The following is a 25,934-nucleotide window of genomic DNA, read 5'->3' as shown; positions in this document are numbered from 1 at the left end:
TACTGACGCAATGGAGCACCGACTATGACCATCGCAACCGAACAAACAATCACGATGCCAAGTGGCAACCTAGGTCGTGGTAAAAAACGCGACTGGCGAGAAATTTTCTTCCGCAATCTATTCTTAACTGCCGCCATTATCGGCGTTTTATCTCTGGCCACTATCGGCTACTTCATTTTCGTCGAAGGCATGCCTGCTATTCAGGAAGCTGGAGTGATGGGCATTGTTACCGGATCTGAGTGGTTGCCACCAGCGCTTTACGGTATCGCCCCGATGATTGTTGCATCACTGGCTTCTACCATTGGTGCCGTCGCTATCGGTGTGCCGGTAGCTGTACTGACCGCCGTTTTCATCGCTGAAATCGCACCGAAATGGCTGGCGAACATTATCCGCCCTGCTGTTGAACTGCTGGCGGGTATCCCTTCTGTGGTTTACGGCTTCTTTGGCCTGGTGATTATCGTGCCAATGATTCAGGAAGTGTTTAACGTTCCTGCCGGTAACACGCTGCTCGCCGGTATCATTGTTCTGGCAGTCATGATCCTGCCAACCGTTATCGCGGTATCTGAAACTTCACTGCGTGCCGTTCCTAAAGCCTACAAAGAAGGCTCTCTGGCACTGGGCGCATCGCAAATGTTCACCACATTCAAACTGCTGGTTCCAGCGGCACGCTCCGGCATCATGACAGGCGTCATTCTGGGTATCGCCCGTGCACTGGGTGAAACCATGGCCATCATCATGGTGATGGGTAATGCCCCGGCAATGCCAGAAGGCATCCTGGAATCAGCCCGTACACTGACCGCCAACATCGCATTGGAAATGTCTTACGCATCAGGTGTACACGCCAGTGCGCTGTACGCAACCGGCATCGTGCTGCTGGTATTTATCATGATCCTCAACGCAGCTCTGCTGTACCTGAACCGCGAAAAAGCGAGGTAATTGACCATGCTATCACGTCAAATGAAAGACAAAATCTCGCTGGCAACAGTATGGTTTGCCGCCGCAATGACCGTCGGTTTCCTGTTCTGGATTATCTGGTACATCCTGAGCAACGGCCTGCAATACGTTAACTGGTCATTCGTCACCAGCGACTACACCCGCATTGGCGAAGAATCTGGTATCTGGCCGATGATCGTATCGACCATCTACATGGTTATCGCGTCCATCTCTATTGCCGCTCCTATCGGCATCATGACGGCGATTTACCTGACCGAATACGCCAAAGTCGGCAGCCGTTTGGTGAAAGTCATCCGTTTCTGTACCGAATCTCTGGCGGGTATCCCGTCCATCATCTTCGGTCTGTTCGGTATGACCTTCTTCGTAGCTGTACTGGGTCTGGGCTTCTCGATTCTTTCTGGCGCACTGACGCTGAGTATCCTGATTTTGCCTGTGATTATCCGTACCACCGAAGAAGCGCTGATGGCGGTACCACAAACTTACCGTGAAGGCTCATACGGCCTTGGCGCATCGAAGATTTACACCATCTGGAAGCTGATTTTGCCAAGTGCCATGCCAGGTATCGTGACCTCTATCATCCTGAGTGTTGGCCGCGTTATCGGTGAATCAGCCCCTGTATTTTTGACAGCTGGTATGGTTGCCCGCATTCCGGAAAGTGTGCTGGATTCTGGCCGCACCCTGACCGTACACCTCTACAAACTGACCCAGGAGCTCTACACCATTCACGAATGGAACCAGGCGTATGCCACCGCGACAGTACTGATCGTCGTCGTACTGTGTATCAACATGCTGACCAAACTGATTGCCAGCAAATTTAGCAAAGCGATCTACTGAGCCCGGGAGAAACGAATATGACTACTGCAACAATGATGAACACAACAACGCAAGCGAATAACGTGCACGCAATTAAAACCAACAAAAACACGTTCAATATCGAAAACCTGAACCTGTACTACAACAATGGCGACACCCACGCGCTGAAAAACATCACGCTGCCTATTCCAGCGAAGAAAGTGACTGCGCTGATTGGCCCGTCTGGCTGTGGTAAGTCGACCTTGCTGCGCTGCCTGAACCGGATGAACGACCTGATTGAAGGCGTAAAAATCGATGGCCGCGTCGAAATGGAAGGCGAAAATGTTTACTGTCACATCGATATCGCCACCCTGCGTATCAAGGTGGGCATGGTGTTCCAGAAACCAAACCCATTCCCGATGAGCATCTACGACAACGTGGCTTATGGCCTGCGTGCGCAAGGTGTGAAAGACAAGAAGAAACTGGACGAAGTGGTAGAGAAAAGCCTGCGTGGTGCAGCACTTTGGGATGAAGTGAAAGACCGCCTGAAATCTCACGCTTTCGGCCTGTCCGGTGGTCAGCAGCAACGTCTGTGTATCGCCCGCACAATCGCCATGGAGCCAGAAGTTATCCTGATGGATGAACCAACTTCAGCCCTTGACCCGATTGCGACCAAGAAAATTGAAGACCTGATGGAAGAGCTGAAAAAGAACTACACCATCGTGATCGTGACCCACTCAATGCAACAGGCACGCCGTATTTCTGACCGCACAGCGTTTTTCCTGATGGGTGAACTGGTTGAGCACGGTGAAACCGCTGAAGTGTTTGCAAATCCCGTGGATGAGCGCACCCGTGGTTACGTTAATGGTGATTTCGGCTAATCGCAGCCGGAAGCCCGTTCAAGATTTAATCAATAACAACTATAAGATTCGCGATGGTATAACTTTGCCTCCTCTCCAGGGGGCTTTTTTATTTTTTGTAGGGTACAAAGCGCTCAAATTAGCGAAAAATAGTGCGAATCGTCGCCAAATGAGAAGATTAACAAATCCCTGACTTGCTAGGTGCTTAAGAATCATAATAATAGCTGCGTAGTGAGACACCGTAGGAACCTTGCCTCATCTACACTGTCTCTACGTGTGAGTAGATATCTTCTACCCAAATTGGCGCTGTGATATTCCGTCACCGAAGGTTTGGGTATGAGTCATGTTTCTGGAGTAGATAATGAAAAAATTGGCAATTGCAATGTTAGTCGCACCTGCGATCCTTGCGGGCTGTGCAACCAGCCTTTCAGGTAAAAGCGATACATTGGAAGTTTCCACTGCAAACATGCAGCACCACAACTGGGTACTGGAAACTGTTGATGGTCAACCTCTGACCCTGCCAGAAGGTTTTGCTGCACCAAGCCTTGAGATCGGCGAAGCGTTCACTGCAAACGGTCACGCTGGCTGCAACCGCTACTTTGGTCAGGCTGAGCTGAAAGGCAACGAATTCCGCATCGAAAACATGGCAACCACCATGATGGCTTGTCCAGAGCCAGCGATGGAAGTGGAAGGCGTGATGACTAACGTTCTGGGTAACTGGAGTGAAGTCACGCTGACCAAACAGCAGCTGACCCTGCAAAACGACGAGCACGTACTGACGTTCGCGCTGCGTGACTGGGTAAACTGATTTTCTGGAAGTTTCGCCAGCAATTGTTGCTGACAAATATTTCCCATCAGCCTCCGTTTGGAGGCTGATTTGTTTCCGGCACATACATCCACTGGTATTCATTGCGCCCTTGCATCACCGCTTTACCCAAGGCAAGCTCAGCATAAGAGACCACTTTCAACTCTTCCAGGTGCGACACATCCAGAATGGTGACGCCACCGATAGACACCGTCATGATCTCCTGCCCTTCGTCTTTGTCGAACGGCAACTTCAATTCAGACACAGCCACCATGCACTGCTGGGCAATGGGCGCACCGTCTTTGGTGTTTGGCATCAACACGGCAAACGTTTCTCCACCGTAGCGAGCCAGCAAGTCACCAGGACGTTTTAAGGTATCGCTGATCGACTGGCTGATCAGCCGGATAACCTTGTCACCCGCAACACGCCCATGTTTGGCGTTGTATTTGGACATGTTATCGATCTCGATAATCATCAGGCTGAGAAACAGGTTATCGCGTTGTGTACGACGCACCTCAGAACGCACTGCCTCTTCAAAATACTCGCGGTTATAGCAGCCCGTGAGTCCATCGCTCTTGGAGAGTTTTTCCAGTTTCTTGTTAGCTTCTCGCAACTCCCGCGTTTTCTCATCCACCCTTTTTTGAATGGTCATCGCCCGGTATTGCAGCATATAGAGGAGATAAGCCACCAGGCTAAATATCAGCACGCCAACCACAAAAATCACCTGCGGATAGGCACTCATTTTGGCGTCAACATAGTCCGCAGACGGCGTCCCGCGTAGTAGCCATTCACGGCCAGCAAAGTAGATAGGTTCAGAGGTGTAACTCAAGCCTTCAACCGGAGGCCGACCCAAATCCACCACATTACTGTAAATAATGTCGCTTTGACGGTTCAGTCCCCTGTCGAGTAACTCCAGATTGATAGACTGTTTTACTGTGTTGCTGATGGCAATATCAAAGATGTCTGACACATCGAAAAGCGCGAGCAAGAACCCGCGCAGTGCAGATCGGCGATCCGCATCTGTTTCCGGATCACCGTAAAATACAGGCAGTAGCATTAAGAAACCGCTGTGATCTTCGAATTCGCGCTTGAGCCGGATAGCCGGTGTCGCAATCGGCACGCCTCGGTACCAACTCATCATGATGGCGTTTTTCATTGAAGTACGGGACCCCAAATCAAACCCCAACACATTTTGGTTGTCTTCAAAGGGAGTGACATAACGAACCGGGAAATACTGGCTCCTCGCACCGGCGCTCACCAAATTTCCGTCTTCATTCAGTTCGACGATTTCGAACAGGGCGAATTCGAGCGCGGCTTCCGCTTCATAAAGATCGCGCTCCTTTGCCAAAACGAATTCCGACCATTCCATGGCGTGAATATTGGGGTGGCGATCCATCACCGCTTCAGCAAGGGCGACAAAATTGCTCTCGGTGAGGTTTTCTGTCATCACTAGCTGGTTTCGCAGTGCGTACAGAAGTTCAATGCTGATATTGAGTTCCCTACTCAGGGAGAGCGCGGCATTCTCAACATCTTTCTGGATTTCGTGTTTAATGGATTGTTGCTCAGACTGGTAAAGCGACATGGCAGCGAGAAACGAAAAAAACAGCCCAACCAAGACTGTAATAATCGTTGAAGATAAAACCCGCTTCACCATCCCACTTTTCGCCCTCTACATAATGTTAACTAATTGTTGGACATAATCTTAAATCCCGCCAGCCTTAGCAGTCAGAGAAGGCAAATAACTTTGTAAAGTTATGGCAAAAAAAATCCCGGCGAAAACGCCGGGACAGTCACAATCAAGCTTGCTTTTCGCGCAGCAATTGGGCGGCCTGTACAAGGTTGGAAAGCGCCGCTTCCACCTCCAGCCAGTTACGGGTTTTCAGACCACAGTCCGGGTTCACCCACAAACGGTCATCCGGAATGGTTTCCCGCGCTTTCTCAAGCAGTGCCACCATATCGTCCACCGCCGGAATATTGGGCGAGTGAATATCATAAACACCGGGGCCGATTTCATTCGGGTAGGCAAACTCATCAAACGCCTGAAGCAGTGCCATGTCCGAACGGGATGTTTCGATGGTGATGACATCAGCATCCATTGCGGCTACTTGCTCGATCATGTCGTTGAATTCGCTGTAACACATATGGGTATGAATTTGAGTTTCAGGGCTGGCTACCGCTGCCGAGAGTTTAAAAGCATTCACCGCCCAGCCCAGATAATCCTGCCATTGGCTGGCTTTAAGCGGCATCCCTTCCCGGATAGCCGGTTCATCAATCTGGATAACTTTGATGCCAGCCTGCTGCAAATCATCCACTTCATCACGAAGTGCCAACGCAATTTGCTGTGCCATCTCCTGACGGGAGATATCTTCGCGGGGGAATGTCCAGCCAAGAATCGTTACCGGGCCAGTCAGCATCCCTTTCACAGGTTTGGTCGACAGGGATTGTGCAAAACCTGCCCATGAAACGGTGATCGGCTCAGGGCGGGAAATGTCACCCACAATAATGGCCGGTTTTACGCAGCGAGAGCCGTAGCTTTGTACCCAGCCAAAGCGGGTGGCAGCGAAACCTTCGAGGTTTTCAGCAAAATATTCCACCATGTCATTGCGTTCCGGCTCACCATGAACCAACACATCCAAACCCAAGGCTTCCTGACGCTGAATAGCATCCGCAATATAGGCTTTCATACCCTGCTCGTAATCATCTGCAGAGAGACGGCCATTTTTGAAAGCGCCGCGTTGCTGGCGGATCTCAACGGTTTGTGGGAACGAGCCAATTGTCGTGGTCGGGAACAAAGGCAAGCCAAGCGCCGTCTTTTGTAACAACGCACGTTTGGCATAAGGCAGTTCACGCTCTGCCAACGCAGCAGTGATACTGTTGACACGTGCCTGAACTTTCGGGTTTTGCACACGGCTGTCGCTATTACGTGCAGTGATCGCTTCGCTGTGCTGATTGCAGGCAGAAATGGCTTTGTCTTTACCGTCCAGTGCCTCTGCCAGGAGTGTCACTTCACCTACTTTTTGTTTGGCAAAAGCCAGCCAGGATATTACGTCGGCATCCAGTGTTTCTTCAGATTCAAGATCCAGCGGCGAATGCAACAGTGAACAACTGCTGGCAATCCACAGGCGTTCACCGAGGATATCCTTGGTTGGCTGCAACACATTCAGCCATTTTGCTAAGTCTGCCTTCCAAACGTTACGGCCATTGACCGCACCGATGGAGAGCACCCAATCCTGTGGCAATTGTTTGACAAAGCTCTCCAGTTGGGAAGGCGCTGAGACCAGGTCGATATGAAGACCGTTAACACCCAGTGAAGTGATCACATCCGCATGGTGGTCAACCGCGTCAAAGTAAGTGGTTAGAAGTAGCTTCACATCTCCACCTATCACCTGATAAGCCAGTTTGAACGCGTTGCGCCACTCGGCTTCAAGCTCCAGCGCCAGAATGGGTTCGTCTATCTGCACCCATTCCACTCCCTGCGCTTTGAGTTTCGTGAAGATTTGCTGGTAGACCGACAACAAACGCGGCAGCAGTTCCAGTCGGTTAAAGCCTTCTTCTTTTTCCTTGCCGAGGTAAAGGTACGACAGCGGCCCTAGCACCACAGGCTTGACCTTGTGACCCAGCTTTTGCGCCTCGCTCACTTCCTCAAACAGCTGGTTCCAGCTCAGTGAAAAGGTGTCGTCTTTGGTAAATTCCGGCACGATGTAGTGGTAGTTGGTATTGAACCATTTGGTCATGTCTGACGCGGCGCAGCTACAACCCGTTGGCGCCTTACCGCGGGCGATACGGAACAGGGTATCCAGATCCGGATGCCCGTGACGGTGGCGTTTTGGCACGTGCCCAAGTGTCAGGCTGGTTTGCAAAACATGATCGTACCAGGCGAAGTCACCAACGGTGACAAAAGAAAGCCCCGCTGATGTTTGTTGTGCCCAGTTTTGGTGGCGGATCGTCGCGCCAACATCCAGCAGTGCCTGCTGGCTGATTTCGCCGTTCCAGTATTGTTCGAGAGCAAATTTCAGTTCGCGTTTGTCGCCAATACGCGGGTAGCCGAGAATATGGGTGGTGGTCATTGTCTAAATCCTTTTTAGCCGTCCAGATGTTTACATGTCCACCTTGATAGAATAGAGTGCATAAAACAAACTCAAATTACTCAAACGGATATTGAGAATAATTCATGTTGGAACTTAAACACTTACGGACACTGGCCGTATTGCGTGAAACCGGCTCGCTGACATCCACTGCGACGCAGTTGTGTCTGACCCAGTCAGCCCTTTCCCACCAGCTAAAAGATCTGGAACAGAGAATTGGTTCGCAGTTGTTTTTGCGAAAGACCCGCCCGGTAAAGTTCACAGAAGAAGGTCAAGTGCTGTTGCGACTGGCCGATGATGTGTTGCCGAGAATGGCAAAGGCTGAAACCGAGTTGGCGGCCATGAAGGAAGATGCTCAGGGGCGATTGCACATGGCGATCGAGTGCCACTCTTGCTTCCAGTGGTTGATGCCTGCGCTCAAGGAATACAAGGTTGGCTGGCCATTGGTCACGCTGGATTTCTCTTCTGGCTTTGGCTTTGAGCCCATTCCCGCACTGGCAGGGGGAAACCTGGATTTGGTGATCACTTCTGACATCCTGCCGCGTAGCGAAATCCACTATGAACCACTGTTCGACTTTGAAATGCGTCTGGTGTTGGCTGACACCCATCCCTTGGCGTCGAAAGCATTTATTGAACCTGAAGATCTGGCACAGGAAACGCTGCTCACCTACCCGGTTCAGCGTCAGCGTATGGATATCATCAAACACTTCCTGCAGCCGGTAGGCATTGAACCCGCGCAGTTCAAATCGGCCGACAATACCTTGATGCTGATTCAAATGGTCGCAGCAGGATTGGGGGTTGCCGCCCTTCCAAACTGGGCTATCAGTGAGTTTTCAAGGCAAGGTTTGGTAGTGGATAAGCCTTTGGGCAAAGGGCTCTGGCGCCGTCTGTTTGCCGCGGTAAGAAATCAGGACGCGCAACGTCCCTACTTGCAGGCGTTTTTTATCACCGCCCGCAATCAGTGCCACACCCATTTGGAAGGGATTAAACGGGTATAAACCTAAACATACTGAAGATGCAGGATTCAGGTCGTTTAGGTATACCGCTTATTTAGGGCGCAACTGGTTAACAAGTGGATCGTAATAGCAGCCCATCTCGTTAATCTTGTCGTGGAAAGTCTGGGGGTCCAAATCAAACTGGACCATCAGGTCATCAAGCGAAGCACATTCCAGACGAAGACGTTCGTTGACAATACCGTAAACGATCGCGCCATCCATATGTTCAAGGTTATGAATTTCCATCGCTGCTCCTCCGTCGTTACGGTAAAAGTTTAGAAGCTACAGGCACAATGCGTCGGTGACAGAACGCAAAAAAGGCACATGACGTGCCTTTTATCTTTTCTGCGACAGAAAGTGGCAGCTTTACATTACCGTCGCCATTGCAACGCCCGACGCCGACGCCAATACAGCCAACGACACACAAAGTTGGGCGAGGTGCGGTGTGGTTTGACGGAACAGATGGGTTGCCCAAATCAACACGCCAGCAACCATTAGGCCAAGGCTCAACAGCACGTTGGAAACCATCGCGCTTGCCTCGGCATCACCCATGGCAGCACCAGCCATCGCAACACTTACTGCTGTCAGCATAGCGGCTGCAATGCCTACCACCGGCAGGATTCGGTGGAATGCCTGTAAACGGGAGCGGGCTTTAACCAAAAGAACGTGCGCAGTGATTGCACCTACAAGCAATACCTGAGACACCATCAGCAAGGCTGAAGATACGCCCTGTTGCCAGGCCGCGACCAGGAATGCCAGCACGCCAAAGCCATTCGCCAAATGCAAAACAGGGATAGGGCCAGACTGGCGGGTTTTGCCGGATTTAGAGCGAAGAGAGAAAATACCCAGCGAAATAAATGGCAGCGCAGAAAAGGCGGAATAAGGCACAGTGATTGCCCAACCTGCGACCAGGAACCAGAATGCTTTGTGCAGGCGGCCTCGTTGACCCGGGCAGATATCACCTTTGAGTAACACCAATGTGAGGACAGCTTGCGCACCCAACACACCAGCTAAAACAACAGAACTAAAAACGTCGTACATCTATCTTCCACCAGAATTCGAAATCCCCGGGATTATATAAGTTGCAGGCTTCTGCGTCGATCTCCTCGCAAGTGTTCACATAAAGACAACAACGTTGATAAGGTCACATAAATTGATGAATTCTTTGCATCCGGTCGCATTGATATGTAACTGTTTTAGTATGTGCGCTAAATTTATGAGCACACAACCATGGAAGGATTCGATAACCATTGTGGTCGTGGTCAAACGATATTTTTAACGACAACTTCATAAGGGACTAGGCTCATCAGCATGGAATTTTCCTTCCAGCGATTTCAAATTCAATTCAACGAGCTTTTGAGCGCCAGGCATCATGCGAGTAGTTTCAGCACTACCCGCGCGACATATCTTCGCACGCGAATCATTGCCCTTTGCGCTATCTGGGCCATCATGACGCTCCTTTGGGTTCCGGTTGATATCATGCTGCTGGAGGGCTCCAATGGCATGCTTGTCGTGCTCCGGGTTTTATTAGCCGTTACCCTTCTTACCGTTGCGTGGGCAACCCATCAGCGAAATTCACTGATAGCCTGCCGCAATGGCTTGATCGCCATGACGGCCAGCATGAACATTTTCTACCTGCTGGCAAACCACCTGCTGGGCTACCCACATTCGATCAATGCCTTTACCTATTGCTATACCCTGCTGCCCTTCCTGCATGTCGTCGTGCTGACCATATTGCCGCTAACGATCAAAGAATCCCTCAGCATGATGGTGATGACAGCAGCAACGCAAATCTATGTCGATTTTCACAGTGGCTCTATTCTTTCACTGGATAACCTCGCCATCTATTGGCTGCAAACCGTCGTGGGTTTGCTGGTCATCTGGGCGCAAAGTTCAAAGTTGCACATGATGCTGAGGCTCTATCGCCATGCGTCACTGGACCCATTAACCGGCGTCTATAACCGCCGCATGCTACTGACGCTTGCCAAGCACGATTTTGAAAATACGCGCACGGCGGCACGCCCCTATTCCGTTCTTTTGATGGATCTTGACCGCTTCAAACGTGTTAACGATCGCTACGGCCATTATGCTGGGGATCTGGTGTTGAAAGCGTTTACTGACTCGATACAAGCTACGTTGCGTAAGTCTGATATTTTCGGCCGTTTTGGCGGTGAAGAATTCATTCTGTTTATGCCGCAATGCAGTGCTGAAAACGCCTTTTTGGTGGCAGACAGGATCATGACGCGGGTGAGAGATTTGCGCGTTGTTGTCGAAGGGGTTGATGAGCCGCTGCAAGTGACCACGTCGATTGGCATCAGCACCAGCTTGAACCGGGAAGACAAGCTTTCTGAAATGCTGGAAAAAGCCGATATTGCTTTACTGCAGGCCAAAGGAAACGGCCGTGATCAAAGCTGTACCTACGAAAGCATTGCCACCGATGCCAACCGCGAAGAGTGCCAGAAACGTACCTGGGTAGAATTCGCCAATTGATGACAATGAATTAGGTAGGGTTCCATCATAAACGCCACCCGAGAAAGGTGGCGTTTATCATCAAGGGCAGGTCTGCTCAACCTGGGATTTTCGTTCCTTTATCCCCAAAAGCTGAATAAGTACAAGGTTCACAGCCGCAAGGGAAACTGCCCCCAGCGTTACCGCCGTCCAACCACCATACTCCCAGCAACCAATCAGGTAAAAACCACCGAGACTGCCGCCGACATAGTAGTGAACCAAATATAACGCCGTCGCCATGGCTTTGCCGTCCTGGGCTTTTCTGCTGACCCAACCGTAGGCCAGAGAATGGGTAAAGAACGCACCGCCGCTGACGATCAACAACCCGAGAATCACAGTCGCCTGCTGCTCAATGCTCGCTACCAGCACCCCTGCCATAGTGATCAGGGTACCCAGAGCCATACCAGTGATCGGTGAGTATTGGTTTGCCCAGCGCCCACTCAGGCGCGATGTTAATGTCCCGGCGAGATAACAAAGGAAGATGGTCGATGCCAAACCTACCGGCAGGTTGAACGGTTCTGCAATTAAGCGGAACCCGGCCACTGAGTAGATGTTCACAAACAGCGCAAAGTTGATGCCACCAATCACCATCGCACCCCAAAGCACAGGATTACGAATATGCTTGGCCACTACCTTGGTTTGTGAAAGGTAAGAGGTTTTAGAGGGTTGGAATCGGGTCTGAGCGGGTAACAGGAACACCACCATCAGCATGCCCAACGTCGTAAAACAGGCCATGGCAATCACTGCGCCTTCCCAACCTGTAACGTCTGACAGAATACCGCCGGACAGTCGGCCAACAATGCCGCCCAGAGAGTTAGCGCTGATATACCCGCCCACGGCAACAACAAGTGCTGAGGGGCTGAATTCATCAGCCATATAGGCAACCGCAACTGCCGCATAACCGGCAAGAGAGATGCCCATTAAGGCGCGCACAGCCACAAGCCCCCAAAATGAATCCACCAGCAAAGAAAGGAAGCCAACCAAAGGCATCAGTATCAGGCTGACCAAAATCACAGGACGACGCCCGATTTTCTCAGACAGCATTGCCCATGGAAGCAAACTGAGCGACAGACCCAGCGTTGAAGATGCCAGCAACCAGTTTGCTTTGGTTGCTGTCACGACAAAAGCATCAGCAAAGACGGGCAACATGGGCTGGAACAGGTACAGGTTGCAGAACACCAGAAAGGAGCCGAAAGAGAGGGCAAAGGCAGCTTTGCGGTAAGCGGGGGTCTGAAGTTCTATCATTCGGTGGTTCGCTTCTTAATTCACAATACCCTGTGAAATTAGCAACCTATTCGCGATACATAAAGTATATTAAATATATAAGAGTAAGATCGAAAATATATCGTTAAGCACATACCCTATGGATATCAAACAACTACGCTATTTCGTCATGGTGGCGGAGCAACAAAACTTCACCCGGGCAGCGAGGAAGCTGAATATCGCTCAGCCCGCACTCAGTATTGCGATTAAGAAACTGGAAAGCAGTATTGGTCTGCCTTTGTTTGACCGCAATGAGCGGCAGGTGCATCTGACCCACGAAGGCCAGATATTGACGACACACGCCCACCGGATCATCCAGCAGGTAAAAGACGCCGAAACCGCCATGGCAGAATTGCGTGGTCTGCAAAAAGGCGAAGTCCGTGTCGGCGTGCCGGGTATGCTCGGCTCTTACTTTTTCCCCTCTATCCTGATGGGCTTCAAAAGCAAATACCCTGATCTCAAGCTCAGTGTGGTGGAGGCAGGAACCCAATCAATCCGCCAAATGCTGCTCGACGGCCAGTTGGACATCGGTGTTATCCATAACCAGGATGTGCCACCGGCACTGCAAACCGCCCATTTAATTTCATCTCAAATGGTAGCTGTCACTTCTACAGACCACCCTTTGGCAGACCGACAATCCATTAGCTTTCGCGAGTTCTTCAACGAAGAACTGGTCATGTTCAAAAAAGGCTACTTTCACCGGGAATTTATCGACCGTATCTGCGCCACACACAAGATCACGCCACAGCTCTCTTTTGAAACCAATCTGTTGGCGATGATCCTCAATATTGTCCGTCACGGTTTTGCCATTACCGCCCTTCTCGAATTGGTCACCCAACATGAGCCAGGTTTAGTCCCCATTCCGTTCGAAGAACCCGTCACCCTTGATATCGCCATGGCGTGGCGTAAACAGGGCTATCTCTCCCTGGCCGACCGCGCCTTTATCGATTTTGTACAAGACAACAAGTAACAGGAAAATGATGAGTGATTTTGCACTTGGCGATGCCGCCGCCAACATCCATGTTTATGTCGAAAAAGCGCCACCTGTTGAGGAGCTTTGGGGAGAAACACCTTCACAAGGTACATTCAGGGCGCTGAACCAAGGAGAAATTAAGGCTATTGGTGATATCAGTGGCAATGGCTGGCGGAAAGTCTTCAACGTGTATGCAAAATGGTTGATGGCATTCGACACATCTTCGCCTTACAGGCCAAAGAACGCTGCTACCTGGCAGGCATTTCGCGACACGGCTTTGCTTCAGTCCGGCAGCCATACCGCCTTGCACGTTGGGCATTGGTCTGTCGAACAGTTGGCAGCCTCTGGCGGGATACATGTTATCGCCGGAAGAACCCACGCCAACAAACTTGGCCTATCGGAACAATGTATCTGGCTGGACAACGAATTTGCCCGTCACCCCACATTGCCAGTCGTCATCTGCCCCTATTTCGATTACCGACAGCTTTCCAACATCAAAATCAATGTGCTGACTAAATTGGTGGATGCCCTGTAAGCAGAGTTGGCTGATCGTTCTGTCACCCTGTCACGTATACACCCAAACGACCTGAAGATGCAGGATTCAGGTCGTTTGGGTAAACATCAATCACAATATGCTAACTTCGCGATTTTTGGATGTTTTTTAACTTCTGCCAACTGCTACCATACAACTCAGCACATCACTTCAGGGAAGATTCACGATGAAAGTAGCCAAACATTTATTGGCGGGCGCAGCGCTCCTGCCACTCGTTGCCCACGCAGGGCTTTCCGATCGCGGCGGGCTAAGTGGTGAGGTCTCGGTGATTGCAGGGGTTATCTCAACCAACTCTAACCTCTCTACCAGTGGCAGTGCCGTGAAAGACTCTCCATTGAACAGCGAAGGCAAGCGCGAGACAGACTCATTGTTTGGGGGGTTAGGCAGCCTCGCCTTCACATTCGGGGAAGGACTGAGTAAGCAGGTTTTTGTCGGCACCTCCCGTGAAGATATCGCTGTCGGAACCCTCGCATTGGAGCTGGGCTATCGCCAGCAGTTGGAATCCGGCACCAAAGTGTCTGTTTCATATCTGCCAACCCTCCTTGCGCAGGATGTATGGGCAGATCCTTTTATCGTGGATACTTCCCGCAGCGAAACCGAAAAGTCCGGTGATGCTTTTCGCCTCAAACTGGATGGCATTGGCGGTTCACTGCTGTCGCTTGATTTGGCCTATGCCCAAATGGACATCGACACCGAACTCAGCGGTGCAGGCATGGGATTAACCACGGGACAACAACAAAGTCTTGCACGCAGTGGCGACACCTTTTATTCAAAGCTCAGCTATCGCCAGTTTCTAGGACGTGGACTCGGCGTGACGCCTTCTGTGGTGTACCTTAAAAACGATGCCGACGGCGATGCGATGGCAAGTCAGACGCTCGGCGGTGAACTGACCTATTTCAGCTTTGCCGGACGCAACAAAATCGTACTGACAGGCAAATACCACCAGCGTGATTATGATGCTGTACATCCGGTGTTCGGCCAAACACGCAGCGACACTGAATACGGCGCTTTCCTGGCCTATGAATACAGCCAGCTTTTTGGCATCAAACCGCTGGCCTTTATTACACTGGCGGGCTTTACCAATATCGATTCCAACATCGACTTTTACACGTCAAACCAATACATTGCCTCTCTCGGCGTCACCTACCGTTTCTAAGGTGACCGGGCTGCGTGAGTGATTCGCTTGCGCCGCCCTTTTCTCTTCTGACACACAACAGCGATTTATCACCCAGCCGGAATGCGTACCCCGGCTGAGTTTCTATAATGTTGTCAGTAGCAAAGATAGTGAGGTTTTGTATGTCTGTATGTTGTCGTAGTAAGGCTTTGGCTGTGTTAGGCGCAGGGTTACTCTCGTTTCAATTGATGGCTGGCGAACTGCCATTGCCGCCTGAACTCGAATCCTCACCCTACCCTAACGTTCCTGTGACAGAGCTTGCTTCAGCAACAGGTTTGGTCAGTCTCTACCACCAGATCAACTACCAATTGAGTGATGTAGAAAGTAGCAGCGAACTCCCTGCCATTTACGTCGAAAACCTGCCCAAAGACCTGAACGCCCTGCCCACCGATGAAAAGAGCCAGACCTTTATCCGCTTGCTGCTTCCTACCATTGTGGCAGTCAACAATGAAATCCTTGCCGCCCGCAAAACGTTGATTGGTATCATCGATAAATCCCAGGATCAGTGGACCGAAGATGAAAAGGCCTGGATGGCCAAGATGGTCAAAGATTATGGCGTCAAAGCCAACAACTATGACGAACTGTTGCTTCAGGTCGATGTGATTCCGGTGGGAATGGCGCTGGCTCAGGCGATTGATGAAAGCGGTTGGGGAACCAGCCATTTCGCGGTCGCAGGCAACAATCTGTATGGCGAACACCTTCCCTCAGGCGGTGGCAAATTTCTCACCACGCCCGGTGGCCATGTAAAAGTGGCCGCATTCGATTCCTTGTTTGAAGGCACGGCCAGCTACATCCACAACGTTAACCGAACCAAGGCCTATCGCCAGTTATGGTTACTCCGCAAAAAGCTGCGCGCCAAACACGAACTGACAGGCTATGAACTGGTGGGTGGTTTAATCCACTACTCCACCCGCGGGCAAGCCTATGTCGATAACCTTCGCGCTTTAATCAAACACCACAACTTGGATAGCTTTGACAACGCAAAAGTCGAAGACTCAAGCCCGGAAGTCATCCGGTTCGGGCGCTAAAACAGCAAAAGCCGGGCGTTTGCCCGGCTTTTAGTTGGATGTGAGTGGGAAGTCTATTGGAACAATGTTTGCGCTATTGGATCTGGGCGCCATCTTCCGCCCACTTGCCAATAATATCCCTTTCTTCCTGCGTCATTTGGGTCAGGTTACCCAGCGGCATGATATTGGTCGTCACGGCCTGCGCCACAATGCGTGACGCCTCCAATTTCATTTGTTCAGCCGTGTCCAACATGACACCAGCCGGTGCTGTAGCAAAGGCTGGATGCGTCGGTGACTGCGAATGGCACACAGTGCAACGCTCCTTGATAATGCCTTTCACCGAAACAAACACTGTCTCCTCCTGATTTTCCGAAGCGATCGAAACATCATGGGAATCCGCAGAGCTTGCAGCGGTTGGCGATGCTGACTGCGGTGCAGAGACAAACGCCAGACAAACCAGCCCCAACGCGGCAGTTGGGATCGTCCAGGCATACTTCTGGCTGCCGTGGCGGGTGTTGAAGTAGTGACGAACCAGCACGCTGATCACTGACAGTCCCGCAAGTACCGCCCAGTTATATTCATTGCCATAAGTGCTTGGGAAATGGTTGCTGATCATGATGAACAGCACCGGCAGTGTCAGATAGTTATTGTGACGGGAACGCAGCAAACCTTTGGCTGGCAATTCAGGATCAGGCTCTGTGCCCTCTTCAATCGCTTTCACCAGTCCGCGCTGCGCAGGCATGATAATGCGGAACACGTTTCCGACCATAATGGTGCCGATAATCGCACCGACATGGATGTATGCGCCACGGCCACTGAATACCTGACTCAACGCCCAGGCGGCGAAGACAAGGGCAATGAACAGCGCAACACCCAACAACATTGGCTTTTTGCCGAGTGCCGAATCACAAAGGAAATCATATACAAACCAGCCCGCGATCAGAGAGCCAATGCCGATCGCCACTGCAGTCATTGGCTCAATGCCGGATCCGGGTTTAACCAGATAAATATCGGCATTGGAATAGAAAACCACCGTGAGCAATGCGACACCGGTGATCCAGGTGAAATACGCTTCCCATTTAAACCAGTGCAGGGTTTCCGGCATTTTGGGTGGTGCGAGTTTGTACTTTTCTAGGTGGTAAATCCCGCCGCCGTGAATGGCCCACAAATCACCGGACAATCCCTCTTTCGGGTTCTCACGGTTTAAGTTGTTTTCCAGCCAGACGAAATAGAAAGACGCACCAATCCACGCTACGCCAGTGATCATGTGCATCCAACGTACGGCCAGATTGAGCCATTCCGTGATATACGGATCCATAACAACCTCCTGTACGGACGCCGTTGCTTTTCAGTCTATTGAATAGCTTACGTCGTCCTTTCCTGTTTTTCCCGGATACCCGCGCGCTTTCATCCCATCAGGAAACCCACTTCACTGAAAGGGTGAAACTACAAATCAGGCGCCAATATCACACGTGTATGTTCTGAAAAGAAAAACTCGTCACAGTTGTTTCCTGCTCCCTCCCGGTCAACCACCAGAAACTGGTCGTCGGGAGACAGGGCAAGAACAGGATGGTGCCAAACGCCGCGATGGTAATTCACCCCTTGGCTGCCCTTCGCATAAAATGCACGGATTGCGGCGGGGTTCGGTTCATCACCCGGCGGTGCAACCACCACCAGATAACCGTTACCCAGCAAAGGCATAAACGCCTGCGAGCCCAATGGGTGGCGCTCAAGCATCTTGATCGGTAAAGGATAGGAAAGCGGTGTCGCCTGAAAGATATTGATAATGACCCTGCTGCCCTCATCCACCTGCGTCGTCGCCAGTTTGTGATAGCGGCGCGTTGACCCGTTATTGATCATAAAAAAGTCACGGCTATCCGCTTCAATCACATCACCAAATGGGGCAAAGGCTTCCTGCGTCAGAGGCTCCAGCGTCAGCATTATCATGGTTCCAGTCGCGTACTCTTGTTCCATATCCATGTTGCATCCTGTTTTCACTGTAACGGGAACTTCCATTAACCTGCTTTTTTGCCAAACAAACGCACCCGACTGATGCCGCCGTCAGGGAAGATATTCACCCTGACATGGGAAACCGCGCCCAGCGCATTTACCTGTTCGACAAACTCGTGCAAGTTATCCGGCGAGAGCTTCTGGCTAGGCAGAAGTTCGCGCCAGAAGAGGCTTTGGGTTGCGATTTGCTCATCTGTTCCGCCTTCAACAAGCGCCGCCTGAATGGCAATGCTGTCTGGGAAGTTGCCTTTAAAATGCGCGGTGTCGATAACAATGCGTTCGATGGTACCGGCGTGGCCGAGGGAAAGAATGACCCAATCGTTACCGGGAACACGGCGTCGTGCAGTTTCCCAACCGTCACCCATATTGACACCACGCCCCGGCATAATGAGATTGCTCATGTGACCGAAATGCTGGTCATTGCAGGCCAGTGCGCGGCCGCCATTTTCAACAGCCACTAAATCAAGCTCGACTTCAGGGCTCACGCGCTCCCAGTCGATTTCAGGGTGTCCGTAAACACGCAGGCGCGCGACGCCGCCATCCGGGTAAATGTGGAATCGAAGATGGGTATAGGGTTTATCCGAGTGGATATCGGCAAAATGATGGCTGTCGCCGTTTAGGCTCAGTGAAGGCAGTAATTCATCCCAATGCTGATCATGGGGCGGCTCTCCATCCGGACAGTAGCAGCCTTCCAGTGAGGCAGAGGGCGGATAGTTACCGGTAAAATGTGCGGTATCGATGTCGACACCGACAATTTTCCCCGGCAAGCCAAGGCGAATCACACAAAAGTCGTGGCCTTCTTCGCGCTTGCGGCGCGACTCCCAGCCATCCATCCACTTGCCATTCTCGTCATAGACACCTTCTTTCCATTGCGGCGGGGCATCATCGACAAGACGCTGCTTGTCGGCGAAGAAGTCATCGGTTGCGAATATAGCCTGCGCACCCAGACGACTGCTGGCGAGATTCACGAGTTTGACGAAATCAGGACGATTTTCCATTTACATTGCTTCCTTTATCAACGAGATCTCAACGCCTTACTGCCAAACAGACAGTGGCATTTATTGATACAAAAGGTCGCGTCTTTTCCCCTTTCACTTTGGCTGGGGCTTCGAACGAGCCTCCGGCGAGCTTCAATTTGCGAGACGCTGAATTGACTGGACGACTTGTTAAGTAGTAAGCGTCCAGTACCCAGAGCAGCTACAAATCACGTAGCCTGAACAAAGCGATCTTGTTAATTTCCGCAATCGCTGTGTCGAATTCAGTTATTACATCGTTTTGTAAGCGCTTTTCGAACGCTTCCAGGATCAGGTGCCGGTTCGCCCCTTTCACTGCCATGATGAACGGGAAGCGGAACTTCTCCTTGTAGCGGTCGTTGAAATCGGTAAAGCGGGCAAACTCTTCCGGCGTGCATTTATCAATACCTGCACTGGCTTGTTCGGATGTGGACTCAACCGTCAGCTCTCCCGCCTGTGCCGCCCTGCCAGCCAGATCCGGGTGCGCCTGAACCACCTGCATTTTTGCTGCATCTTCAGCATTGTTAAGCACGTCTGCCATCAGTGAATGCAAGGCTTCCTGATCGTCGAACTTTGCATCAAGACCAGATTCGTACGCCAGTTCAGCAACCCAAGGACTGTGCTCATATACGCCACCAAAAATTTCTACAAACTGTTCTCTGGTAAGTTCGCTGGGGCGACACGTTGAAAATACTGCCATTTCTACGCCTTCTCCTTGGTCATACTTGGATGGGGATGATGCTTATGCCAGTGATTGGCAATATCAACCCGACGGGTTATCCAAACCCTATCGTGTTGTTTGACGTATTCAATAAACCGCTTCAACGCCGCTAACCGCCCAGGACGCCCAATCAAACGGCAATGTAGGCCAATTGAGAGCATTTTCGGCGCATCCTGCCCTTCTTCATAAAGAACATCGAAGCTGTCTTTCAGGTACTGGAAGAATTGCTCGCCTGAGTTAAAGCCCTGCACGGTCGAAAAGCGCATGTCGTTGGCGTCCAGAGAGTAAGGGATCACCAACTGTGGATGACCCGGCTCTGTGCCCTCTTCATGCCAGTACGGCAAGTCATCATCATAGGCATCAGAGTCATAGAGAAAGCCACCTTCTTCTGCCACCAGCCTGCGCGTGTTAGGGCTGGTTCTGCCGGTGTACCATCCAAGCGGACGCTCTCCGGTCACTTTCTTAATCGCGTCGATGGCTTTTTGCATGTCTTCGCGCTCGTCTTCTTCGCGCACGTATTGATAGTCAATCCAGCGGTAGCCGTGACTGCAAATCTCATGGCCTTCTTCAGCCATTGCCTGAATCACTTCCGGGTAACGCTCTGCCGCCATGCCGACAGCAAAGATGGTCAGCGGGATCTCATGGTGACGGAACAGTCGCAATACGCGCCACACGCCAGCACGCGAACCGTATTCATAAATCGATTCCATGCTGATATGACGAACACCGGCCAACGGCTGCGCAGCGGGAATTTCAGACAAGAATGCTTCCGATTCCCTGTCACCGTGCAAGACACAACGCTCGCCACCTTCTTCATAATTGAGTACAAAAGAAACGGCAATCCGAGCCTCTCCCGGCCACCTTGCGTGGGGAGGATGAGCACCATAGCCTTTTAAATCCCTTGGATAGTCACTACTCATCGCGTGATTCCTGTCATTAAACCTAGCGTCAAAGTCATATCGCATTGCCGTTTTCTTTCTCTACTTCTAAAGCGCAGGTCATCAAATGATCTATCTATCGTCGGCAAGTGCATTTTTAGTATTACACTTTGTATACAATTTACAAGAACAAGTTAATAGAATGTTGCCAACTTCATGTTTCAGAACATTCAAAACTGACTAAGAACATCGCTATTTCTTGCTATAGAGCCCCGCCACATGGGCTTTTAACCGTTTTCTCAATATTAACATTGCACAATTTTTGACCTTTACAAGAATTAAATATTGTGTACATTTTAAATTCATAACTGTGCACATCGGTTGAAACGCATAGGATCACAATTGCCACAATTGCTCTCAAAATCAGGCAGATTGAAGGTATAAATAAAGTAACAACCCGCAATATAAGGAACGGAAGCCAATGGGAAGACTGACAACACATGTGCTCGACACCGCTTCGGGAAAGCCCGGCGCAGGCATTGAGGTATCGCTGTATAAAGTCGATGGCAATTCGCTGAGCCATGTTATGACAACAACAACTAACCACGATGGCCGTACCGACTCTCCTCTTCTGGAAGGTGCAGAATTCCAGCGCGGGAAATACCAGCTCCAGTTCAACACCGCCGAGTACTTCAAAAAGAGCGGTGTGTCCCTTACCGATATTCCCTTTCTTGATGATGTAGTAATCCGCTTTGGCATCGATGATGACAATGCCCATTACCATGTCCCTTTGCTCGTTTCGCCCTATAGCTTTTCAACGTACAGAGGCAGTTAAACGTCTCGAATCAATGTTAGTGGCTTACACAATGTTCACTGGAATCAAAACCGGAACGCTGCGGAAAGGAAAACCCGCAGCCTATCCTCGAACAACAGGAATGAGACAATGGAAAAGCAAAGCACTGTTGAGCAACCTATAGGAAAGGGTGGCTTTCTCGAACGTTACTTTAAACTCAGCCAACACGGCACTTCGGTCAAAAACGAACTGATTGGCGGGATCACCACTTTTGCCACCATGGCTTACATCATTTTCGTGAACCCCAATATCATGTCAGCTTCTGGGATGGATCCCGGCGCGCTGTTTGTTGCCACCTGCATTGGTGCAGCCATTGGTACGCTGATGATGGGGCTGTTTGCCAACTGGCCGGTGGGGCTTGCTCCCGGCATGGGGCTGAACGCTTTCTTCGCCTTTACTGTGGTTGGGGAAATGGGTTACAGCTGGCAGGTCGCGCTCGGCGCTGTGTTTATCTCTGGCGTTATCTTTGTCGGCCTCAGCATTTCGCGGGTCCGGGAATGGATCATCAATAGCATTCCCTCTTCACTGCGTTACGCCATGACAGCCGGTGTCGGCCTTTTCCTTGGCATTATCGGCCTGAAAAGCGCAGGCATTGTTGTTGGCAGCCCAGCCACTCTGGTGACTTTGGGTGACTTTACCCAGCCACAGGCGATTCTCGCCGCAGTCTGTTTCTTTATTATCTCGGTACTTTCCGTGAAGCAGGTATTTGGCGCGGTATTGATCGGCATATTCAGCGTAACCCTGATTGGTCTTGGACTTGGCCTTTTTGAATACCAGGGCATTTTCTCTGCGCCGCCCAGTATTGCCCCCACCTTTTTAGCCATGGATATCGCAGGCGCGATGAATGTCGGCATGATTAGCATCATCCTGGCCTTCCTGTTTGTGAACATGTTTGATACCGCAGGCACCCTGATGGGTGTGGCGGAGCGCGCAAACCTGGTAAACAAGGAAACCGGTGAAATTGAAGGTCTGCCAAAAGCCCTGAAAGCCGACAGTCTGTCTAGCGTGATCGGTGCCTGCTTCGGCTGTCCACCGGTAACCAGTTACGTAGAAAGTGCCGCTGGTGTATCAGCCGGCGCAAGAACCGGCCTGTCAGCCATTGTGGTGGGCATCTTGTTCTTGGCGGCCATATTCCTTGCGCCATTAGCAGGTATGATCCCTGCGTATGCCACAGCCGGCGCGCTGATTTACGTGGCATTTCTCATGATGGGCAGTATCCGCAACGTCAACTGGGATGACTTTACAGACTCTGTTCCTGCGGCTGTGACCGCCCTGATGATGCCGCTGACTTTCTCTATCTCTAACGGTATTGCACTGGGTTTCATCACCTACACCGTACTCAAAGCGGGTACCGGAAAATTCTCCGATATCTCGATTGCCATGTATGCATTGAGCATCCTGTTTGTGTTCAAACTCATCATTCTCGGTTAACAACCAAGGGACCCAAAGAGGTCCCTATTTTTTCGCTTTATTTTTAGTTTTAAAGGACCACAAACCGTCCCAAGGGGTAATTCAACATTCACCACCAGCGCCGCCAACAACACGGATTTAAGGCGGCTTGAAGGAAGAAGTTATGAAACTGCTCTATGAACTAAACGATAAACCACCTGCAGGCCAGACACTCCTGCTTGCTATTCAGCATATGCTTGCGTCGATTGGCGGAATTATTGCGGTACCACTGATTGTCGGCACCGCCATCGGATTACCAGGCGGTGATGTGGTCATCCTGGTCAATGCCGCCCTTTTCGTCTCCGGACTCATTACCATTGTGCAATGTCTCGGTTTGGGGCCCGTAGGGATAAGACTCCCGGTTGTCATGGGCTCAAGCTTTGCGTTTCTTGGCGTTGCCATTGGTATCGGTAAGGCTGATGGCGTTTCCGGCATCATGGGTGCAGCCTTGGTTGGCGCTTGTCTGGTCATTGTCTCCGCGTTTTTTATGGAGCATATCCGAAAGCTGTTTCCGCCCGTTGTCAGTGGCGTGGTGGTCACCCTCATCGGCTTGACCATTCTGCCCGTTGCCATGAACTGGGTGGGCGATGCGCCCGCGGGCAGCGAAAACTTTGCGACCCTTCCTAAACTCTTCCTGGCGGCTATTTCCCTTCTGGTGGTGTTGCTGGTAGCAACTTACGCTAAAGGCTCGGTGGCCGCTTCAGCCATTGTGATTGGTCTGGCTGGCGGTTATCTGGTCGCACTCAGCATGGGTATGGTCGACATGAACCAGATCAGTGAAGCCAGTTGGTTTGCCACACCAGAACCTTTCAAATTCGGATTCAGTTTCTCCTGGCCAGCCATTATCAGCATGTCTCTTGCCTACATTGTGGTGATTGCCGAAGCAACGGGTGACTTCCTTGCCCTTGCCAGCAACTGTCACCGCACCATTTCTGGTAAAGATTTAAAACGAGGTCTATTGGGTGACGGCATCGGCAGTGCGATTGGCTCTATCTTCGGTGCCACGCCGCTGGCATCGTTTAGCCAAAATGTAGGTATTGTCGGTATCACAGGTGTGGCGAGCCGCTTCGTGGTGGGCACTACAGGGGCATTGCTGATCCTTGCTGGCCTGTTCCCGAAATTCGGCGCGCTGGCCGTGACTGTGCCAAAACCCGTTCTCGGTGGCGTTGGCTTTATTATGTTCGGAATGATCGCCTACGCAGGTATCCGCATGTTGGTGAGAGCCGCCGATACGCGCCGCAACGCGCTGGTTATCTGTGTGTCACTCGCCGCAGGTTTGGCGGTGACCATCAAACCTTCCCTGCTCCAGCACTTGAACTATGATGTTGCCCAGCTACTGCACTCAGGCATCACTACCGGCACCATCGTCGCTGTCTTGCTTAACCTGATTCTGCCAAAAACCAAGGAAGACGTTCAGGCAGAAATTCAGGCAGAGGAAGAAGAAAGAAACAGCGAATACACCCAGCCGCTGGACGAGGAAACGGCGGATCCTGTTGTTGTCAGGGATTCGAGCCAAAACGATGTTTCCACAAACCATAAACCGACACCTTAACCTCTCCACTCTCGCCCCGCGCTGATCAAAAAGCCGGGGCGAACCTCATACCCGCAAAGGATGCAAATACATGGCAAGCACATGGATTAAAAACCCTCTCGCAATTTGGACAGGCACAGTTCATGACGCAAGCGGCGGTATCGTTGTTCAAGGCAACACCATCATCGAGTTAGTTGCTAAAGGCCAATCCCCCTCACAACCCATTGACCACACCTTTGATGCCTCAGAGCATGTGGTGCTGCCGGGTCTTATCAATGCCCACCACCACTTTTACCAAACCCTCACCCGCGCTTACCCGGATGCTCTGGATAAAGAACTTTTCCACTGGCTCAAAGCCCTCTATCCGGTTTGGGCGGGGTTGGATGAGGAGATGATGCGCCTCGGCACAGAGCTTGCCAGTGCCGAGTTGCTGCTTTCCGGCTGTACCACGGCATCCGACCACCACTACCTGATCCCTGTGGGTTTGGAGCACGCTATTGATATTCAGGTGGAGGCGACCAGAAAGCTGGGGCTTCGCACAGTGCTGACACGGGGCTCAATGAGCCTTGGCGAAGATCAGGGTGGCCTGCCGCCAAGGCTCACCATTCAGACCGAACAGGCGATCATTGATGACAGCCTTCGCTTGATCCGCGAATACCATCAGCCTGAATTTGGCGGCATGACCCAAATTGCCCTTGCGCCCTGCTCGCCATTCTCGGTGACGACTGAATTAATGAAAGAGACAGCGTTCGTTGCCAAAGAACACCAAGTGATGCTCCATACCCACCTCTGCGAAACCATCGACGAAGAAAATTTCTGCCTGGAGCGCTTTGGCTATCGCCCGGTTGACTATCTGGAAGAGGTAGGTTGGCTGCATGACAGAACCTGGCTGGCACACGGCATTCATTTCAATGATGAGGAAATTAGTCGGCTTGGAAAAGCTGGAATTGGAATTTGCCATTGCCCCAGTTCGAACATGATGCTTGCCTCTGGAATTTGCCGGAATCTAGAACTGGAACAAGCCGGCGCGTCTGTTGGGCTCGGTGTTGATGGTTCCGCCTCAAACGACGGTTCGAATCTCGTCAATGAACTGAGAATGGCAACCTATATCCAGCGTCTGCGTTACGGCTCCGCCAACGTCAGCCACCTTGATGCTTTCCGCTGGGCGACACAAGGCTCCGCAAGAAACATCGGCCGCAAAGATATCGGCACCATCGCCAAGGGCATGCTGGCCGATATTGCCATGTTCAAGCTCGATGAAATTCAGTTTTCCGGCAGTCACGAGCCACTGGCCGCGCTGGTACTTTGCGGTGCACACCGTGCAGATCGAGTGATGGTCAACGGAGAATGGCGAGTTGTTGACGGCGAGCTGGTTGACGTCGATACGCAGGAGCTGATGGCGAAACACCGCGCCGCGGCGAAAAGGTTGGCAGAAAGAGCTGCGTCAATGAAATAAAAAGAAACAGGGAAAGTTATCTGATACGGGATGACTTTCCTTTCTCATCTTCCG

At 51.3% G+C, this 25,934-nt stretch carries 24 protein-coding genes; 14 read left to right on the top strand and 10 right to left on the bottom strand.

Going from position 1 to position 25,934, the window contains the following annotated elements:
• Positions 1-24: 24 nt before the first annotated feature.
• From pstC to KU854_RS15750, 4 genes are all read left to right on the top strand, one after another.
• Positions 25-936, top strand: a complete 912-nt coding sequence (gene pstC / locus KU854_RS15765) for a phosphate ABC transporter permease subunit PstC (RefSeq protein WP_218359405.1) — start codon at positions 25-27, stop codon at positions 934-936.
• A gap of 6 nt (positions 937-942) precedes the next feature.
• Positions 943-1,788, top strand: coding sequence for a phosphate ABC transporter permease PstA (gene pstA, locus KU854_RS15760; protein WP_218359404.1), 846 nt, complete (start codon positions 943-945; stop codon positions 1,786-1,788).
• A gap of 35 nt (positions 1,789-1,823) precedes the next feature.
• On the top strand, positions 1,824-2,627 hold the full coding sequence (gene pstB, locus KU854_RS15755) for a phosphate ABC transporter ATP-binding protein PstB (protein ID WP_218359416.1): 804 nt from the start codon (positions 1,824-1,826) through the stop codon (positions 2,625-2,627).
• Between the two features lie 340 nt (positions 2,628-2,967).
• Positions 2,968-3,414 (top strand): META domain-containing protein, encoded by a 447-nt coding sequence (locus tag KU854_RS15750; RefSeq protein WP_218359403.1) that lies wholly within the window; start codon positions 2,968-2,970, stop codon positions 3,412-3,414.
• 46 nt (positions 3,415-3,460) lie between these two features.
• On the opposite strand, the gene KU854_RS15745 is transcribed toward KU854_RS15750, so the two are convergent.
• Positions 3,461-5,065, bottom strand: a complete 1,605-nt coding sequence (locus KU854_RS15745; protein WP_218359402.1) for a CHASE domain-containing protein — start codon at positions 5,063-5,065, stop codon at positions 3,461-3,463.
• 142 nt (positions 5,066-5,207) lie between these two features.
• Positions 5,208-7,478: a 5-methyltetrahydropteroyltriglutamate--homocysteine S-methyltransferase gene (metE, locus tag KU854_RS15740; RefSeq protein WP_218359401.1), complete on the bottom strand. Its 2,271-nt coding sequence runs from the start codon at positions 7,476-7,478 to the stop codon at positions 5,208-5,210.
• A 104-nt stretch (positions 7,479-7,582) separates the two neighbouring features.
• On the opposite strand from metE, the gene metR reads away from it, so the two are divergent.
• Positions 7,583-8,494, top strand: coding sequence for an HTH-type transcriptional regulator MetR (metR, locus tag KU854_RS15735; protein ID WP_218359400.1), 912 nt, complete (start codon positions 7,583-7,585; stop codon positions 8,492-8,494).
• A 48-nt stretch (positions 8,495-8,542) separates the two neighbouring features.
• Here the strand turns inward: metR and KU854_RS15730 are convergent, their stop codons facing one another.
• A complete protein-coding gene (locus tag KU854_RS15730) occupies positions 8,543-8,737 on the bottom strand; it encodes a DUF4250 family protein (RefSeq protein ID WP_054778253.1) in 195 nt (64 codons plus the stop codon).
• Between the two features lie 120 nt (positions 8,738-8,857).
• On the bottom strand, positions 8,858-9,532 hold the full coding sequence (locus tag KU854_RS15725) for a hypothetical protein (RefSeq protein ID WP_218359399.1): 675 nt from the start codon (positions 9,530-9,532) through the stop codon (positions 8,858-8,860).
• Between the two features lie 408 nt (positions 9,533-9,940).
• Here KU854_RS15725 and KU854_RS15720 point away from each other — a divergent pair, with 408 nt between their 5' ends.
• The gene (locus KU854_RS15720) at positions 9,941-10,981 is read left to right on the top strand and encodes a GGDEF domain-containing protein (protein WP_255555590.1); all 1,041 of its coding nucleotides are present in this window, start codon (positions 9,941-9,943) and stop codon (positions 10,979-10,981) included.
• 60 nt (positions 10,982-11,041) lie between these two features.
• Here KU854_RS15720 and KU854_RS15715 read toward each other — a convergent pair whose 3' ends face one another.
• On the bottom strand, positions 11,042-12,244 hold the full coding sequence (locus tag KU854_RS15715; RefSeq protein WP_218359397.1) for an MFS transporter: 1,203 nt from the start codon (positions 12,242-12,244) through the stop codon (positions 11,042-11,044).
• Positions 12,245-12,362: 118 nt separating this feature from the next.
• Between KU854_RS15715 and KU854_RS15710 the strand changes: the two genes are divergently transcribed.
• The 4 genes from KU854_RS15710 to KU854_RS15695 all read left to right on the top strand — a co-directional run bounded on the left by KU854_RS15710 (position 12,363) and on the right by KU854_RS15695 (position 15,990).
• Entirely contained in the window at positions 12,363-13,232 is an 870-nt protein-coding gene (locus KU854_RS15710) for a LysR family transcriptional regulator (RefSeq protein ID WP_218359396.1), read from the top strand.
• Between the two features lie 10 nt (positions 13,233-13,242).
• Positions 13,243-13,770 (top strand): DUF6942 family protein, encoded by a 528-nt coding sequence (locus KU854_RS15705; protein ID WP_218359395.1) that lies wholly within the window; start codon positions 13,243-13,245, stop codon positions 13,768-13,770.
• A gap of 184 nt (positions 13,771-13,954) precedes the next feature.
• Positions 13,955-14,944, top strand: coding sequence for a DUF2860 domain-containing protein (locus tag KU854_RS15700; protein ID WP_218359394.1), 990 nt, complete (start codon positions 13,955-13,957; stop codon positions 14,942-14,944).
• A 140-nt stretch (positions 14,945-15,084) separates the two neighbouring features.
• Positions 15,085-15,990 (top strand): glucosaminidase domain-containing protein, encoded by a 906-nt coding sequence (locus KU854_RS15695; RefSeq protein ID WP_218359393.1) that lies wholly within the window; start codon positions 15,085-15,087, stop codon positions 15,988-15,990.
• Positions 15,991-16,063: 73 nt separating this feature from the next.
• Here KU854_RS15695 and KU854_RS15690 read toward each other — a convergent pair whose 3' ends face one another.
• The 5 genes from KU854_RS15690 to puuE all read right to left on the bottom strand — a co-directional run bounded on the left by KU854_RS15690 (position 16,064) and on the right by puuE (position 20,633).
• Entirely contained in the window at positions 16,064-17,287 is a 1,224-nt protein-coding gene (locus tag KU854_RS15690; RefSeq protein WP_218359392.1) for a urate hydroxylase PuuD, read from the bottom strand.
• 128 nt (positions 17,288-17,415) lie between these two features.
• On the bottom strand, positions 17,416-17,949 hold the full coding sequence (locus tag KU854_RS15685; RefSeq protein WP_218359391.1) for an ureidoglycolate lyase: 534 nt from the start codon (positions 17,947-17,949) through the stop codon (positions 17,416-17,418).
• Between the two features lie 35 nt (positions 17,950-17,984).
• A complete protein-coding gene (gene alc / locus KU854_RS15680; RefSeq protein WP_218359390.1) occupies positions 17,985-18,977 on the bottom strand; it encodes an allantoicase in 993 nt (330 codons plus the stop codon).
• A gap of 199 nt (positions 18,978-19,176) precedes the next feature.
• Positions 19,177-19,692, bottom strand: a complete 516-nt coding sequence (gene uraD, locus KU854_RS15675) for a 2-oxo-4-hydroxy-4-carboxy-5-ureidoimidazoline decarboxylase (RefSeq protein WP_218359389.1) — start codon at positions 19,690-19,692, stop codon at positions 19,177-19,179.
• A 2-nt stretch (positions 19,693-19,694) separates the two neighbouring features.
• Complete coding sequence (gene puuE, locus KU854_RS15670) at positions 19,695-20,633, bottom strand: allantoinase PuuE (protein WP_218359388.1); 939 nt, start codon at positions 20,631-20,633, stop codon at positions 19,695-19,697.
• 439 nt (positions 20,634-21,072) lie between these two features.
• On the opposite strand from puuE, the gene uraH reads away from it, so the two are divergent.
• From uraH to KU854_RS15650, 4 genes are all read left to right on the top strand, one after another.
• Positions 21,073-21,426, top strand: coding sequence for a hydroxyisourate hydrolase (uraH, locus tag KU854_RS15665; protein ID WP_218359387.1), 354 nt, complete (start codon positions 21,073-21,075; stop codon positions 21,424-21,426).
• Positions 21,427-21,534: 108 nt separating this feature from the next.
• A complete protein-coding gene (locus KU854_RS15660) occupies positions 21,535-22,875 on the top strand; it encodes an NCS2 family permease (RefSeq protein ID WP_218359386.1) in 1,341 nt (446 codons plus the stop codon).
• A gap of 142 nt (positions 22,876-23,017) precedes the next feature.
• The gene (locus KU854_RS15655; protein ID WP_218359385.1) at positions 23,018-24,445 is read left to right on the top strand and encodes a nucleobase:cation symporter-2 family protein; all 1,428 of its coding nucleotides are present in this window, start codon (positions 23,018-23,020) and stop codon (positions 24,443-24,445) included.
• 70 nt (positions 24,446-24,515) lie between these two features.
• Complete coding sequence (locus KU854_RS15650; RefSeq protein ID WP_218359384.1) at positions 24,516-25,880, top strand: 8-oxoguanine deaminase; 1,365 nt, start codon at positions 24,516-24,518, stop codon at positions 25,878-25,880.
• The last annotated feature ends 54 nt before the right edge of the window (positions 25,881-25,934 follow it).

The sequence above is a fragment of the Enterovibrio paralichthyis genome (genome assembly GCF_019209835.1).
GTDB lineage: Bacteria > Pseudomonadota > Gammaproteobacteria > Enterobacterales > Vibrionaceae > Enterovibrio > Enterovibrio paralichthyis.
Note: the sequence above shows the minus strand (reverse complement) of the source record. Positions and strands in the feature narration are given on the sequence as shown.

Excerpts from the sequence above, each read along its gene's own strand:
- KU854_RS15655 (WP_218359385.1), top strand. The coding sequence starts at position 23,018 with ATGAAACTGCTCTATGAACTAAACGATAAACCACCTGCAGGCCAGACA.
- KU854_RS15725 (WP_218359399.1), bottom strand. The coding sequence starts at position 9,532 with ATGTACGACGTTTTTAGTTCTGTTGTTTTAGCTGGTGTGTTGGGTGCG.
- pstB (WP_218359416.1), top strand. The coding sequence starts at position 1,824 with ATGAACACAACAACGCAAGCGAATAACGTGCACGCAATTAAAACCAAC.
- KU854_RS15700 (WP_218359394.1), top strand. The coding sequence starts at position 13,955 with ATGAAAGTAGCCAAACATTTATTGGCGGGCGCAGCGCTCCTGCCACTC.
- KU854_RS15690 (WP_218359392.1), bottom strand. The coding sequence starts at position 17,287 with ATGGATCCGTATATCACGGAATGGCTCAATCTGGCCGTACGTTGGATG.
- puuE (WP_218359388.1), bottom strand. The coding sequence starts at position 20,633 with ATGAGTAGTGACTATCCAAGGGATTTAAAAGGCTATGGTGCTCATCCT.
- pstA (WP_218359404.1), top strand. The coding sequence starts at position 943 with ATGCTATCACGTCAAATGAAAGACAAAATCTCGCTGGCAACAGTATGG.
- KU854_RS15705 (WP_218359395.1), top strand. The coding sequence starts at position 13,243 with ATGAGTGATTTTGCACTTGGCGATGCCGCCGCCAACATCCATGTTTAT.
- KU854_RS15750 (WP_218359403.1), top strand. The coding sequence starts at position 2,968 with ATGAAAAAATTGGCAATTGCAATGTTAGTCGCACCTGCGATCCTTGCG.
- KU854_RS15715 (WP_218359397.1), bottom strand. The coding sequence starts at position 12,244 with ATGATAGAACTTCAGACCCCCGCTTACCGCAAAGCTGCCTTTGCCCTC.
- uraD (WP_218359389.1), bottom strand. The coding sequence starts at position 19,692 with ATGGCAGTATTTTCAACGTGTCGCCCCAGCGAACTTACCAGAGAACAG.
- pstC (WP_218359405.1), top strand. The coding sequence starts at position 25 with ATGACCATCGCAACCGAACAAACAATCACGATGCCAAGTGGCAACCTA.
- KU854_RS15745 (WP_218359402.1), bottom strand. The coding sequence starts at position 5,065 with ATGGTGAAGCGGGTTTTATCTTCAACGATTATTACAGTCTTGGTTGGG.
- KU854_RS15685 (WP_218359391.1), bottom strand. The coding sequence starts at position 17,949 with ATGGATATGGAACAAGAGTACGCGACTGGAACCATGATAATGCTGACG.
- KU854_RS15660 (WP_218359386.1), top strand. The coding sequence starts at position 21,535 with ATGGAAAAGCAAAGCACTGTTGAGCAACCTATAGGAAAGGGTGGCTTT.
- KU854_RS15730 (WP_054778253.1), bottom strand. The coding sequence starts at position 8,737 with ATGGAAATTCATAACCTTGAACATATGGATGGCGCGATCGTTTACGGT.
- alc (WP_218359390.1), bottom strand. The coding sequence starts at position 18,977 with ATGGAAAATCGTCCTGATTTCGTCAAACTCGTGAATCTCGCCAGCAGT.
- metR (WP_218359400.1), top strand. The coding sequence starts at position 7,583 with ATGTTGGAACTTAAACACTTACGGACACTGGCCGTATTGCGTGAAACC.
- uraH (WP_218359387.1), top strand. The coding sequence starts at position 21,073 with ATGGGAAGACTGACAACACATGTGCTCGACACCGCTTCGGGAAAGCCC.
- KU854_RS15695 (WP_218359393.1), top strand. The coding sequence starts at position 15,085 with ATGTCTGTATGTTGTCGTAGTAAGGCTTTGGCTGTGTTAGGCGCAGGG.
- KU854_RS15720 (WP_255555590.1), top strand. The coding sequence starts at position 9,941 with ATGACGCTCCTTTGGGTTCCGGTTGATATCATGCTGCTGGAGGGCTCC.
- KU854_RS15710 (WP_218359396.1), top strand. The coding sequence starts at position 12,363 with ATGGATATCAAACAACTACGCTATTTCGTCATGGTGGCGGAGCAACAA.
- KU854_RS15650 (WP_218359384.1), top strand. The coding sequence starts at position 24,516 with ATGGCAAGCACATGGATTAAAAACCCTCTCGCAATTTGGACAGGCACA.
- metE (WP_218359401.1), bottom strand. The coding sequence starts at position 7,478 with ATGACCACCACCCATATTCTCGGCTACCCGCGTATTGGCGACAAACGC.